Origin of the sequence: Paenibacillus sp. B-A-8 (assembly GCF_048572915.1) — a bacterium.
Taxonomy (GTDB): Bacteria; Bacillota; Bacilli; order Paenibacillales; family Paenibacillaceae; genus Paenibacillus_AQ.
On record NZ_CP183882.1, the window covers coordinates 5050776 to 5064132 of the forward strand.

General features: G+C 43.7%; 13 protein-coding genes. 3 read left to right on the forward strand and 10 right to left on the reverse strand.

Features of this window, described 5'->3' with window-relative positions; genetic code table 11:
- The first annotated feature begins 1 nt into the window (after position 1).
- Positions 2–736, forward strand: coding sequence for an SDR family NAD(P)-dependent oxidoreductase (locus ACN6MV_RS22890; RefSeq protein ID WP_419884935.1), 735 nt, complete (start codon positions 2–4; stop codon positions 734–736).
- A 56-nt stretch (positions 737–792) separates the two neighbouring features.
- Here ACN6MV_RS22890 and ACN6MV_RS22895 read toward each other — a convergent pair whose 3' ends face one another.
- Positions 793–981, reverse strand: coding sequence for a hypothetical protein (locus ACN6MV_RS22895; protein WP_419884936.1), 189 nt, complete (start codon positions 979–981; stop codon positions 793–795).
- A gap of 74 nt (positions 982–1055) precedes the next feature.
- Complete coding sequence (locus ACN6MV_RS22900) at positions 1056–1679, reverse strand: hypothetical protein (protein WP_339287517.1); 624 nt, start codon at positions 1677–1679, stop codon at positions 1056–1058.
- Positions 1680–1776: 97 nt separating this feature from the next.
- On the opposite strand from ACN6MV_RS22900, the gene ACN6MV_RS22905 reads away from it, so the two are divergent.
- Positions 1777–1977: a hypothetical protein gene (locus tag ACN6MV_RS22905; RefSeq protein ID WP_042129998.1), complete on the forward strand. Its 201-nt coding sequence runs from the start codon at positions 1777–1779 to the stop codon at positions 1975–1977.
- Positions 1978–2100: 123 nt separating this feature from the next.
- Here ACN6MV_RS22905 and ACN6MV_RS22910 read toward each other — a convergent pair whose 3' ends face one another.
- Positions 2101–2985, reverse strand: a complete 885-nt coding sequence (locus ACN6MV_RS22910; RefSeq protein ID WP_419884937.1) for a LysR family transcriptional regulator — start codon at positions 2983–2985, stop codon at positions 2101–2103.
- A gap of 110 nt (positions 2986–3095) precedes the next feature.
- On the opposite strand from ACN6MV_RS22910, the gene ACN6MV_RS22915 reads away from it, so the two are divergent.
- Positions 3096–4487 (forward strand): MFS transporter, encoded by a 1392-nt coding sequence (locus tag ACN6MV_RS22915; protein ID WP_419884938.1) that lies wholly within the window; start codon positions 3096–3098, stop codon positions 4485–4487.
- Between the two features lie 6 nt (positions 4488–4493).
- Here the strand turns inward: ACN6MV_RS22915 and ACN6MV_RS22920 are convergent, their stop codons facing one another.
- The 7 genes from ACN6MV_RS22920 to ACN6MV_RS22950 all read right to left on the reverse strand — a co-directional run bounded on the left by ACN6MV_RS22920 (position 4494) and on the right by ACN6MV_RS22950 (position 13323).
- On the reverse strand, positions 4494–4826 hold the full coding sequence (locus ACN6MV_RS22920) for a hypothetical protein (RefSeq protein ID WP_042130003.1): 333 nt from the start codon (positions 4824–4826) through the stop codon (positions 4494–4496).
- 156 nt (positions 4827–4982) lie between these two features.
- Positions 4983–5915: a hypothetical protein gene (locus ACN6MV_RS22925; protein WP_419884939.1), complete on the reverse strand. Its 933-nt coding sequence runs from the start codon at positions 5913–5915 to the stop codon at positions 4983–4985.
- A 95-nt stretch (positions 5916–6010) separates the two neighbouring features.
- On the reverse strand, positions 6011–7222 hold the full coding sequence (locus ACN6MV_RS22930; protein WP_341114366.1) for an MFS transporter: 1212 nt from the start codon (positions 7220–7222) through the stop codon (positions 6011–6013).
- Entirely contained in the window at positions 7209–8393 is a 1185-nt protein-coding gene (locus ACN6MV_RS22935; protein WP_419884940.1) for an MGDG synthase family glycosyltransferase, read from the reverse strand. The genes ACN6MV_RS22930 and ACN6MV_RS22935 overlap by 14 nt, the downstream gene beginning before the upstream one ends.
- Before the next feature lie 205 nt (positions 8394–8598).
- Positions 8599–9612 carry a zinc-dependent alcohol dehydrogenase family protein gene (locus tag ACN6MV_RS22940; RefSeq protein WP_419884941.1) on the reverse strand — a complete coding sequence of 338 codons (1014 nt, stop codon included), beginning with the start codon at positions 9610–9612 and terminating at the stop codon, positions 8599–8601.
- On the reverse strand, positions 9609–12194 hold the full coding sequence (locus tag ACN6MV_RS22945) for a beta-mannosidase (RefSeq protein WP_419886796.1): 2586 nt from the start codon (positions 12192–12194) through the stop codon (positions 9609–9611). The genes ACN6MV_RS22940 and ACN6MV_RS22945 overlap by 4 nt, the downstream gene beginning before the upstream one ends.
- Positions 12195–12261: 67 nt before the next feature.
- Positions 12262–13323: a glycoside hydrolase family 130 protein gene (locus tag ACN6MV_RS22950; RefSeq protein ID WP_419884942.1), complete on the reverse strand. Its 1062-nt coding sequence runs from the start codon at positions 13321–13323 to the stop codon at positions 12262–12264.
- Positions 13324–13357 lie beyond the last annotated feature (34 nt).

Consider the following 13357-nt stretch of genomic DNA (forward strand, 5'->3'; position numbering starts at 1 on the left):
AATGAAAAGATTAGATAATAAAGTGGCTATTATTACAGGTGGGGCTTCCGGTATTGGTGAAAGCATGGCAGATCTGTTTGCTCAAGAAGGCGCTATCGTTATTGCCGCAGATATCAATGAGGCAGCGCTAGAAAAAGTAAGCCAGAAACAGAATGTTTATGGAATGAAATTGAATGTTGCCTCAGATGAGGATTGGAAAGTGCTGGCAAAGGAAGTACATGATCGTTTTGGTAAGATTGATATTCTTGTCAATAACGCAGGCATCTCTTCTGAAAAACCATTTGATCAAATCGATATTGAGGATTGGCAGAAAATCAATTCCATCAATGGTTATGGCCCGTTCGCTGGGATTAAACATGTCACGCCTTATATGGCAGCTCAAAAGAAAGGTTCGATCATCAATATTTCTTCTTATACAGCTCTGATCGGTCAAGGCTTTAATCACTACTCGGCATCCAAAGGCGCAGTTCGCGCATTATCTAAAGCGGCTGCTACAACCTTCGGCCGTCAAGGCGTACGGGTAAACACTCTATTCCCTGGAATTATTGAAACGCCAATGACTCAAGCTTTAAGTACTTCAAAGGATTTGCTAGACCAATTGATTCAGGCAACACCTTTGCAGCGTTTGGGTCAAGCCATCGATATTGCCCAAGCGGCGTTATTTTTGGCAACAGATGAATCTTCATACATTTCAGGTTCGGAAATAGTCATCGATGGAGGATACTCAGCTCAATAACGATAATGACAGCCCTCAAGTTAAATGAGGGCTGTCATTTTTTCATTACAAGACCATTAGAAGATCCATATGAGTAAGAAAATAACTGCAATTATTGCCACCACGATGAACAGATTGATTACCTCGCTCCAAAATCCAGCAACACCTTGTGTATGATATTTTTGCGCATTGACATCATGGTTTGCTTTATGACCGCCAGGGTCCGTCACATTCGGATTAGGTCCTGGATCAAAAAAGTCAGACATAGAAATCAACACCTTTCTCGATTATAAACCATATTATACCAGTTAATTCCCTTTTTAAAAATAATCTCCATTGCTCAAATCATTTGAGAATAAAAATAAGGTAAGTGTTTCATTGATAGAGCTTTTTCGATTAGTTCTTGATCGTAGCCATATTTTTGCAATGCAGTAATAATCGCTTGTGTCCTGTCTGATCGTTGTCTTCTTAAATTTGATTCTAGCTGTATTTCTAGAGGAACTGTAGGAATAGTATACCGTCCGATTGTCACATTCCTAAAATGATTCCAAATGAATTGTCCACCTTCCCATATTCCATCGCCATCCATAGAATCAGGAATGCCCGCTGAATTGGAGATATGAACGACTTCCACTTTAAACCCATCGATGATCCAACTCCCCTTTGTCCATGAGAAGCCCGAAGAAAAGGTCTGAGTGTATGCAGGTTCTTCTAAAGAGGATAACCAGTTCTCCCCATGAGGGAATTCACATTTATCCAGCAAGGAATATTCCTTCAGAAGTTCTGCAAATTGTGCAATCCCTTCTTTATTTTTTGTATAAATATCAACGTCTCCCGGAGTCATTTCACAGCCCTGTAATACCGAACCCACTGAGCCCACCAAGATCCATTCTAATTTCGAATTTACCTCCGGTGAAAAATAAAGCTCACATACCTTTGACAATGCTGTTTCCCAGCTATTCATAATTCCACCCCAAATTGACTAGTAAGTTCGAGTACATGAAACCTCAATAACCTCAGGTGCGTTAAAGAACTATACAAATTCACAGGAGGTTTTTAAAATGAGATACAGTGCTGCAGGCGCGCGAATAACCTGTCCTTGTTGTCAAAACGATACCTTTGATCTGGATTATAAACTACTTAACACAAGCGGAGCATCCTTTCTAGGATTTGACTGGGCGAATAAAAACGCGGCTATACTTATTTGTAAGAGATGCACCCATATCTCATGGTTTATGGAAGAACCAACATCAGATAACTAAACACTACCAGATTTTTCTACATCTTCATTATAAAATATTTCTATAGACTATACGTCCTTGAGCTGGATGCAATTGTTCTTTTGCATCCAGTTAAATACCTCTAGATACCCATCCCCAATTGTCTTAAACCTCTTTGGATAATGATCCGAAATATTCTACAACTACCTCACGAAATTCCAAAGCAGCTTGCGAAATGTACCGACTCTTGTGCCATATTAAAGCAATTTCCCTTACCAATTCATGATTCTCTATCTGGAGATATTTGATGTCTTCCCTTGAATTTCTCGCTGTACTTGGTATGAAGGCAAGACCGATCTCAGCTTCCACAAGCGTGATCAACCTTGCAGGTTCATCCCCCTCATACACATATTTAGGCGTAAATCCAACCGATTGGCACACAGAGTCTATTAAATCCCGAGTTCCGTAACCACTCTTAACCCCGACGAACCATTCATCTCTGAGCTCTATCAAAGATACACTGCTTCGCTCTGCCAAACTATGTCCCTTAGGAACCGCTACAAGGATAGGGTCGATAAACACGATTTGGCATTCAATGTCGTCCCCTTCTATAGGGGGTGAGGACAAGCAGAAATCCACCTCTCCTCGATCCAAAAGTGTAACCATTTCCTTGGTAGTCAGCATCTGCACGTGAAATTGAATATCAGGTCGCTTTTTCCGAAACTCGCGAAGGATATTGGGTAATGTACTGGCGGTGGTCACCGCTAATTCAAGCGTGTTATGTTCCGGGTGAGATAAATCGCTAAGCTCCTGCTTCCCCTGTTCCAATTCAAACAAGGCTCTTTCTGCACGGCGAAGGAATCTGCTTCCGAACTCATTCAGACGCAGGTTCCGCCCTACTCGATCGAATAAAGGGAACCCTAGATCCTCCTCCAAGCGCTGGATTGTTTTGCTGAGTGATGATTGAGTAACGTGCAGATTCCTGGCAGCTTCGGTCACATGTTCCAGTCGAGCTACCGCGAGAAAATATTGCAGCTGTAGAAGTTCCATTTCGCACCCCATTCATTCCTTTAAGTCAATGAGAATATAACATAAAATGCGTTGGAATGAATAATTAAAATCAAGTAGGATGACATTAATACGCTTTAGGGGGACCCAAAATGAGTGCTCGGAATTGGTGGTTAATGATTTCTGTGGGTCTAGGGATACTATTGAACCCATTAAATTCTTCAATGGTTTCTGTGGCTATTCCAAGATTGCAAAATGTATTCCAACTTGACTATACAGGTGTTTCCTGGATTATTTTTTCTTTCTACATTGCTAGTAGCATCGCTCAACCTGTCATGGGAAAGGCCAGCGATTTATTTGGTAGGAGAAAAATATTTCTTACCGGGCTTGTAGTAGCCTTCATTGCCTCATTATTAGCTCCATTCGCACCAAGCTTCGCGTGGCTCATCGTGTTCCGCATTGTGCAAGCCATTGGAACTAGCATGATGGTTGCCGTTGGGATGGCCATAGTGCGAATTCATGTAACGGAAAAACAAGCGACAGCGCTGTCTGTTTTGTCCATCTTCCTATCCGGTGCGGCAGCCATCGGCCCCTTTATTGGCGGGGTTATCATACACTGGTGGGGCTGGCCTGCTATCTTTTTCGTCAATATTCCATTTGTGGTAGTGAGCTTTCTATTGTCTTGGAGAAATATTCCTAAGGAACACTCGCCATTAACCGTTTCATCGGGCATGTCCCTTCGCAAATGGTTCAATTGGATAGATGGATCAGGGATCCTGCTCTTCACAGTGGGACTGGTTGCCCTGCTCATTGGATTACTCTCAGCAAAATCATCCGGGCACATCGCTGTAGGAAATGTCGTTGTTTCACTGATAGGACTCGCTCTGCTAGGGGTATTCGTACGACATGAGTTAACAGCGACCTCACCCTTTATACCTTTACGCACATTCGCCAAATATCCTGCGATGACTTGGGTTAATGTGGAGTTCATGCTCGTTAACGTACTTTATTACTCACTCTTTTTCGGAGTTCCGTCCTACTTGCAAGTGGTTCGCCATGTCAGCGAATTTCAAACAGGGATACTTATGCTAACCTTAGGCCTATGCTCTCTAGTTACTTCTCCAATAGCAGGACGATGGATCGATAAATCCGGACCAAGACCGGCATTGCTAGTGTCTGTAATATTGATGACTGCGGGATCAGTATGGCTCGTGACATTGAATCAATCTTCACCGGTTATTAGCGTGTGCCTGGCGTTGGCTGCATTCGGGATTAGCAATGGGTTGAATAATGTAGGCATGCAAGCAGCTTTGTTCCAAAGTTCACCCAAAGAAATCATCGGAGTAGCATCCGGATTATTTAATACATCAAGATATCTGGGAACCATCCTCTCTTCCTTATTGATAGGCATCATAATGAGAGGTAAGTTCAGCTTTGAGGGATTTCAAGTCCTTGGGATTATTCTCACGATCATTGCATTGGCTTTGGTATTCATGAGTCGGCGGCGCCGGAAGTCTGGGGATATGCGGGAGCAATTCAATTGATTAACTTTAACTATTAATAAGTTTGCGAATTTCTTTATAATCTTCCTCCGTTATCAGTCCATCATAACTTGAGAAATCTAAAGTGAATCGCTGACCATCTGTGTATTCATACTGAATAATATACAATCCAGAGCCTATGTCCTTGCTGGCGCCTAAAATACTAATCACTTCTTCATAAGTCATTTTAGCTGTCACTTTGCTTAATTGCTCTTTTGTAGCTGTTTTTATTTCAGTGGGTTCTGATGAATTTTGCTGTACCGGATTCTTTGAATTTTGACAGCCAACCGTGAACACCGCGAGCATTAGCAATACCATTGTTGCAGTTAATAAAACTCTCATTCAAACACCTCCGGATTGTGGGGCTTCCATAGGACTAATATATGCGAAAATAGCTTTTTAATAAAGAAAGTCCCTATGACTAATCACATCATAGGGACTTTCTAATTGCATACTTTTTAGTTGTTCCACACTTACTTATTCAACGCAACGGGATCTTTAATCACGATGTCCGTATTCATGGTCCTCTTTCACCTGCTGCACTTGTTTACCTGAGAGGTCAATAGACTCTGGTGTAGTCGCATTGAATGCGGAGAGCTGAACATCCACACTAGCAGCCAAAGTATGGGAGGCTCCTTGCGCATCCTGACCCACAAACGTTAGATCTAACTGTTGGTGCTGAAGCTCATTAGCCGGAGTGATATCAGCATTCAAACGGATGCTTTGAATCTGTACACCGTTCGTCAGAGCAATTGCTTGGAAATCAAACAGGTTATGCTGAATTAAATCCTCTGGATCATTTGAATCGACAGTCGTTTCTTTACTGGACTTATGATCTTTCTCTTCCGAAAGATTCTTGAACAGAACCGGGGCTAACGCCTGCACCACTGCCGGGATTTGTGCATTGTCAAGCTGCAGCGAGATATGCTTGGCACCGTCTTTATCGGTAGTAGAGGTGATCTCATTCTTTAAATTGCCGATCAAAGCATCCATGATCGTCTCTTCTTGGCTGCTAAGCCAAACTGCTTCCTTCGGTTCTGTTCCTGTTTCCTGATCCTTCTTATCCTTAATATCCTGCTTTACGTAATAAATATCGGAAGCATCGCTCTTCCAGACCTGTCCGTCAGGCTGACTATAGAGGTTAAGTTCATGGGAACCTTGTGACCCGCTAATCTTCACAGCGCCACTTACGGCTTCATTCGGCAAGCTTACTTTTATACTTCCTTGTGCCTGACTCAGAATAGTCCCGTTATCTTTAAGCATCGCATCAGCTTGTACGGTAACAGTTTGTATATTCTCTGCAGTATTCTTAAGTGCGGCTTTGTAATCCTCATATCCAGAGGTTCCCGCAAACGCCGTCATTCCGGTAACCAGCATGATCGCCCCGCTAATCCCTGCTGCACCTCCGGTAAGTAGCCATTTCTTCTTCATTTTCTTCCTTCCCTTCATCACTTATTTAGTCTTGCATATTAAGCTTAGGTGCAATTCCTAAATTCGTTGTGAAGAGTCTATTAAATAAATCTTAACTACGATACATTCGGAAGCTTCTTGGTTACTCTGTTTCTGTGAATAAATAATCGAGCGGGAGATAGCAAGTAGACTACACTTATTAGTCCAAACAAACAGGCACTGACTTGAAAAGGCAGCAGTTGATTCCCTGTGCTTCCCAGCCATCCTCCAATTAGAGGACCAATAACCACCCCTAAACCTTCTATGGAAAACAATAATCCCCAGCTGATCCCCACGGAATCTTCGGGAATGTAACTGGCCATTAACGCATTCCATGAAGGAAGCAAAGCAGCATAAGCACACCCCAGCAGAAGCGCGAGCCCAATGGCAGCGGAGAAGGAGTTAATAGAAGTTAGGCCGAACAAGGCAAGCGCAAACACGCCGAATCCAACGACAAGGAACCATTTGCCTCCAACTTGATCAAACCACTTTCCCATAGGGACAAGAAACAGAACTACACCTGCTCCTCCCATAAATAGCACGATAGACAGCTGTGAATGAGACAAACCCAGATGTGAGATCGCAAAGCTTGTTAAAAAAGGGACCAATATCCCGCCCGCTGTAGTCTGCAGCAGCATGCCGGGGACCAAAAATCCCCCCTTCTTCACTTTGTTCCATAGAGATACAAACTGCCCGCCTACAGATATATTCACACTCTGCACCGAGACATTTTTCATCTTTACAAGACCTACCATAATCCAGCCCGCTACAAAAAATAATCCAATGACAGCAAGGGACAGCGACAACCCGCCGCCAATTAATAAATTCATCATTACAGGACCCAGACCTAAACCAGCCATCCAGTATACGTACAGGGTTCCCATCTGCTGTGCTCGTTTTTCTTCTGATACCTGGCTCATACATAAGATCCAGATCGGTGAGAATCCGGCACCCAAGCAAGCAGAGGCTACAATAAGCATCCAAGGACTATGCGTTGTCACCATCACTAACAGTCCAACGAACCCAAGAAAGAACCCTCCATGAAGCACGGTGCGCCCAGGATATCTATCCAAGAGATAGCCAATGAAGCTTTTAATCAAGCTGTCCGTTAAATAGTGCGCGGAGACCGCAACACCGACTACTGACGTTGTAAGCCCCAAACTCGTCAATACATACGTAGGTAAGAAAGCGATCAGCACAGCCCCTCTTATCCATTCTATAAAAAAGAGAATCATTGCGAGGCGGGTAAACGTCTGCTGTGGTCTTTCTTTTTGGCTAATAATATCCATGAATTGTCTTCGCCTGCCCTTCAACAACCGCAGATTTTGCTAAAGGAACAGAAGGCTGACGCAATTTAATAGCTTCTAAAGCTTCAGTAACGATAGCATCCGAGGCTGATTTTCGCGAAAAGACCTTCAGCTGCTGTTCCCGTTCATCTCTATACGCCACATACTCCAATCGCTGAAGCTGCTCTACTAATTGCTCCTCATTTCGTGCGATCTCAATCAAATTGTGCCCGGCTAACCATTCTGCATTACCTGCCTCCTGACCAGGGAGTGGTCGATAGACGATAACTGGAAGTGCTTGAGCCATCGCCTCAGTCAAGGTAATCCCGCCTGCTTTGGTCAATAGACAGGAAGCTATATACATCAGTTCCTGCATTTCTTCCGTATATCCCAAGATGTGAACTCTGGGGTTCTCTTGAAAAATCTCTACCGTAGCTGCTTGAAGCTTATGATTATTCCCGCACAATACGATGACATCGAAGCTCGATTGAAGCAGTACTCCTTTTATTAAACTGCTAATGTCACTTAATACTCCGTAAGCTCCTGCCGCCAGTAGTAGATATTGACGATCTCCGCATAACCCATGTTTGCGTAAAAGCGCTTCACGATCTTGAGTCTGCTCAAATGCCTCGCGAATTGGAATCCCACTGACCACAAGCTTCTCTTCAGCGACCCCTGCCGACATCAGCGTTGTCTTCATGTCTTCTGAAGCGATAAAATATTTTGTCGTTTGTGGATGAAGCCACCTGCCATGAACTACATAATCCGTCATAACTGTGAACAGAGGCATTCTACTACCTGTTGTGGATGCTAGCTCAGCAGCAGCCAAATAAGGGAAGGTATGAATAATAATATCCGGCTGTATCTCGTCGATGATCCTTTGCACTTTTCGTTTGCCCATAGAATGTATGAGTCTGCCCATGAACTGTTCTGGTCTCATCTTGCTCGTCATTGTGTACAATAATCCATAAAATTCTTGCGTATACCCTGTGTTGTTCAAATAGAATCTTCGGGATAGCTCATTCATAGCAGGGTGAACTACAGCGAATAGATCTAAGGTGGTAATCCGACTGATCCCTCTACGTCTAAATGAATGTTCGATGGCTTCAGCGACTTTCATATGCCCGTCTCCAAATGCCGAAGTAACAATAAGTACTTTAGGATCTGTGTTCATGACAAAGCTCCTTTTTCTCATGGCCTCCTCTAACTCTAACTCTGAATCGTAAACGGATAGTGAAGGGATTCTTAACTGAGTATTAACTTCAATATTTTCTAAAGAGAGACCTCGTCACAGCCAGTTTTTGCCCACAAAAAAAAACGATGACCTTTGGCAAAATAGCCAATAGTCATCGCTTGATATACGCTACTATGATTTAGCACTACCTCTCGTGCACAATAACCCCTTTAGAAACACGCAGATTCGTATACTCCTCCATGATCTCTGGAACATCTTTCAACGAAAAGCGATGGCTAATCAATGACTCAATCTGAACGATCCCCTTCTCAATTAACGCAATCGATTCCTCATGGGTATAAGGATTAATAAAAGAGCCCATGATGACCAGCTCTTTCGTGAAAATTTCGAATGGGGAGACTTGAATACATGTGTCAGGGGAAGCAACACCAAACATTAATACTTGTCCACCCTTACGTGATGCCTTAACCGCCAGCTCCATGGAATCCGCCCGGCCTACACATTCAATCACAATATCAAATTGATGATGAAGAGCTTCCATCACACCTGCTGCTGCAGGAGAAACCGCTTCATCCGCACCTAATTCGACTAATCGGTCATGTTTGAACATTTCCGGCTCACTGACAATGATCCCTTTAACACCCGCAGCTTTTACGAGCTGCAAGAACAATTGACCAATAAAACCACCACCGATAATCAGGACTTGGTGAGCTCTACGAATGTCGAGCTTCTTATAGCCATGAAGAACACAACCTAGAGGTTCAATCATTGCCCCTTCGATCCAGCTCATTTCATCAGGTAACAAGTAACAGTTCGCGGCAGGAACTACGCAATATTCGCCCATGCCTCCATCACAAGTTACTCCAACAGCCTGCAAGTTATCGCACAGATGCACTTTTCCATTCCGGCAAAAATAACAGTTTCCACAATAGATGTTAGGATCCACGGATACACGGTCCCCAACCTGAAGAGCCGTCACCTCGTCACCCACAGCAACCACTTCCCCTGCGAGTTCATGCCCTAACACAACCGGAGCGGTCACCTCCGCAGACCCTGGATATCCATGATAAATATGCTGATCTGTACCACAGATTCCGCAGCATTTCACACGAAGTTTAACTTCTTTGAGGCCTACAGCTGGAGCTTCCCATTCCATAAAATCAATGCGCTTATTTCCCTGAAATACGGCCGCCTTCATATTAGTACATCTCCTTCAGTTCTAAGCTTCTGTATAGATGCATCATTCATCGCCGTCACACGTAGGGTTTCCCAAGGAAGTTCCCCTGCAGCAGCATGATGTACATGAACCGTCTTCTCCTCACCTGGGATCAGATCAAAGAAATTATCATCCATGATCACCCAAGGAGCATCCAGTTCAATCATCACCATCCGGGCAACACGATCCGAGATTAAACGGATATGTCCTTTTACTTCATCCACAGAGATCTGAATATGTGCTTCTTGATAATCCATATCTTTATAATCTCTTAAATAGAGAACATACTCTTCTGTCACCTGTTTCTTCGAACGAAGCACGGCCACAACCTCGCGCGGACTATGCTGTTGCAGCACCTCAGCCTCAGGTAAATTGGCAAAATTCATTTTACCGTTTGCTTCAACAGTCACATCGAATGCACGCTGATATACAATCGTACCATCCATCCGATAGATTGTTAATTCCGCCTCATCCTCATAAATCTCACGCCGATCATTAACAGCCCATAACAGCAGCTGCCCATTCGGGTCATGATCTACACATAAGAGTACCGGTGCAAAGAATTTACGCGCATAGTGATAGCTTGCTTTTGGTAAGCCATAGTAATCGATGACAGACCAGCTTGTTCCCGGCCAGCAATCATTAAACTGCCAGAACAAAGCCCCGCTCGTATCCGGCTTATTACGGCGATAATGCTCAATACCATATCTTAACCCCTCTGCCTGAGTAAGCATCGAGAATTGAATATATTCATAGATATCCTTCGGAATTCCAGTATAACCTTCCATGAGCATAATACCCTTTGGATAATGGACATCTTTATTACGGTATTTCATTTCATCGCTATCCCAGTAGAACTGATTGTCCGGCATGTTCTTCGCTAAAGTATAACGATTGGAAGCGGCATGCAGTCCGAATTCACTGGCGAATTTCGTGAAATCTGACTTGAATCGTTTGAACGATATCCCTTCAACACTATAATCCTGTGTCTGTGGTTCACCAAATTGACGAGGCTCATTATTCCCATGCCAGACTTGCCAGTTATGTGTATCGCCCACATCACGCGAATTATGATCATTTCCACCAAAAGGGGAACTAGGCCAAAACGTTCGCGTTGGATCGAGCTGCTCCAACACCGCAGGCATGAGCTCATGATATATTTTCTCTCCATAAAAAGGATGTGTAATCTCGCCGCTAGAGGAGAGTGCCTCATACAACCAATCATTCTCGTTATTCCCGCACCATAAGGCAAGACTCGTACGACTGCGAAGACGTTTTACGACCTGCTCAATTTCTCGGTGAACATTATTCATGAAATTACGATTATAATCTGGATACAACGCACAAGCGAACATGAAGTCCTGCCAGATTAAGATTCCTAACCGGTCACATTCATCAAAGAAAATATCCCGCTCATAAATGCCTCCACCCCAAGCGCGAATCATATTCATATTGGCAGCCTTGGCCATTTGAAGGAGATGCGTATATCGGCTATCCGGTACGGTCGCAATAAAACTATCAATAGGGATCCAATTTGCACCTTTGGCAAAGACCTTTACACCGTTCAATACAAACGTAAAAGCATGGCACCCCTCTTCATCAAGCTGCATTAACTCGATCTTACGAATCCCAAATCGCTGCTCATAAGTATCGATTGGCTCCCCATCTGCAAATAACGTAACACGTAATTGATATAAGAAAGACGTTCCTAGATCATGCGTCCACCACAGCTTCGGATCTATCACCCGCAAAGTAACTGAATGATGAAGCGTGCGTGCTGTAATTGCCCCGTCAACCGTAATCCCTGAAGCTCTGTCTAAAGAGACATACGCTTCCGCAACGCGCACTGTACCTTCTAAGAGTTCCACACACGCCGTATATGAACACTCGCGATCAAAGGCATGCGCGCATAAATCCACATCAACGATACCTACTTGATCCTGGATCGAAGTTGTTCGAGCAAACACATGATCTAAATGTGCATGACGGCGTTTAATTAAATGCACCTCTTTCCAAATCCCTGCACAGACCAGACGTGGACCCCAGTCCCAGCCAAAATGACTCTGCGCTTTACGTGTCCAGATCCGCTTCTTGCTATAGCCCGACCAATAATATTGGACCTTATCGCCTGCGTGAACATGAATAGGATCAAATTTTACGGCAAGCGTATTTTTCCCCTTATTTAATTCACGGGTTACATCAAATGAATGGCTGATGAACATATTATCCGTTGATCCAAGCTCCACACCGTTAAGATATACGGTCGCATAGGTATCTAACCCTTCGAACAATAGCTCTATCTTTTCACCAGGTTGAGGATCAGAATCGTATGAAAAGACCGTTCGATACCACCATACCTTTTCTTCAATCCAACGGCATTTCTGATCTTGATGGCCAAAGAAAGGATCCTCAATGATGCCTTTCTCCCGAAGCGTCGTATGGATGTCACCGGGCACTGTGGTGGTCATCCAGAAATAATCAATGAACTCTGGGGATGCAACTTCAAGATCCCGGACTTCCCCGACATTAAAATCACGAAGTTTCCAGTTTTCAGTTAATTTGATATTCATTATCTTCGTCATCTCTCCCAAATTAAAACGTCAAAACCACTACGGTTTTGACGTTTTATTGTTATACGTATACCAAGCTGTCTAGAATTTCTTGTACACTAAGTTCTGCGCAAGCCATTGATGTATCCGCAACTCCGTAATACATTTTGACGACATCGCCTTCCACAAGTGCACCGCAAGAGAATACAACATCTCCGAAGAATCCATTCTTCTCATAATCCGCTTCCGGCTCCATAATCGGAGCATTGGAACGCGCAATCACTTTCGAGGGATCATTTAGATCTAACAAGACTGCCCCCATGCAATAGCGATGTTCCAGTGTTGCCCCGTGATACAACTCAAGCCAACCTTTATCGGTCTTGAATGGAACCGCACCGCCGCCAATCCGGCCACTATCCCACATCCCGTCACGCAAACCGATCAGATGCTTATGATTGCCCCAATATAATAAATTGTCCGATTCTGCAATCCATATTTCAGGATTTCCCGTGCTTTTCGTCGTTGGACGGTGCAATGCATAATATTTGCCGTTAATTTTCTCTGGGAAAATCAATACGTCTTTATTATCCGGCCCAAAGATCATGCCGTGATGAGTTACATTCACGAAATCTTTAGTTGATACCAGCGATTCTCCAACGCCCACAGGGGAGACTGCCGAGAAATATATATAGTAGGTATCCCCAATTTGGGTTACGCGGGGATCTTCTACCCCGAAGGTTTCCAGTGAATTGCTAGGGTACACAAATGGCTTCTCATCCACCGTAAAATGATGTCCATCCTTACTTCGAGCAATTCGGATATAAGATAATGAAGTCAAGTACTGGAATGTAGCACTGGCGGATCTATTCTTGATCACACGCGGATCAGAGAAATCGAAACGCTCGTCATCCGTATTCAGATCCAAAATATCTAATTCATTGGTCTCCGGATTATAAATCGGAGCTTTCACAATTTTAGGGTCCTTACTGATTGGACGTTCTGCTACTCGAAGAAACATTAATATTTCACCATTATAGCTAGCGATACCGGCATTAAATGCACCGATCACTTCAAAGTCCTCGTGATACGGCTTGACGTCCGCCGGTGTAATCAGCGGATTTTGTTCATAACGATAGATTTTCATGTTGTAATAACTCCCTTAACCAAATGGATTTCAT

Coding starts and splice junctions, on each gene's coding strand:
- ACN6MV_RS22890 (WP_419884935.1), top strand. CDS start 2: ATGAAAAGATTAGATAATAAAGTGGCTATTATTACAGGTGGGGCTTCC.
- ACN6MV_RS22895 (WP_419884936.1), bottom strand. CDS start 981: ATGTCTGACTTTTTTGATCCAGGACCTAATCCGAATGTGACGGACCCT.
- ACN6MV_RS22900 (WP_339287517.1), bottom strand. CDS start 1,679: ATGAATAGCTGGGAAACAGCATTGTCAAAGGTATGTGAGCTTTATTTT.
- ACN6MV_RS22905 (WP_042129998.1), top strand. CDS start 1,777: ATGAGATACAGTGCTGCAGGCGCGCGAATAACCTGTCCTTGTTGTCAA.
- ACN6MV_RS22910 (WP_419884937.1), bottom strand. CDS start 2,985: ATGGAACTTCTACAGCTGCAATATTTTCTCGCGGTAGCTCGACTGGAA.
- ACN6MV_RS22915 (WP_419884938.1), top strand. CDS start 3,096: ATGAGTGCTCGGAATTGGTGGTTAATGATTTCTGTGGGTCTAGGGATA.
- ACN6MV_RS22920 (WP_042130003.1), bottom strand. CDS start 4,826: ATGAGAGTTTTATTAACTGCAACAATGGTATTGCTAATGCTCGCGGTG.
- ACN6MV_RS22925 (WP_419884939.1), bottom strand. CDS start 5,915: ATGAAGAAGAAATGGCTACTTACCGGAGGTGCAGCAGGGATTAGCGGG.
- ACN6MV_RS22930 (WP_341114366.1), bottom strand. CDS start 7,222: ATGGATATTATTAGCCAAAAAGAAAGACCACAGCAGACGTTTACCCGC.
- ACN6MV_RS22935 (WP_419884940.1), bottom strand. CDS start 8,393: ATGAACACAGATCCTAAAGTACTTATTGTTACTTCGGCATTTGGAGAC.
- ACN6MV_RS22940 (WP_419884941.1), bottom strand. CDS start 9,612: ATGAAGGCGGCCGTATTTCAGGGAAATAAGCGCATTGATTTTATGGAA.
- ACN6MV_RS22950 (WP_419884942.1), bottom strand. CDS start 13,323: ATGAAAATCTATCGTTATGAACAAAATCCGCTGATTACACCGGCGGAC.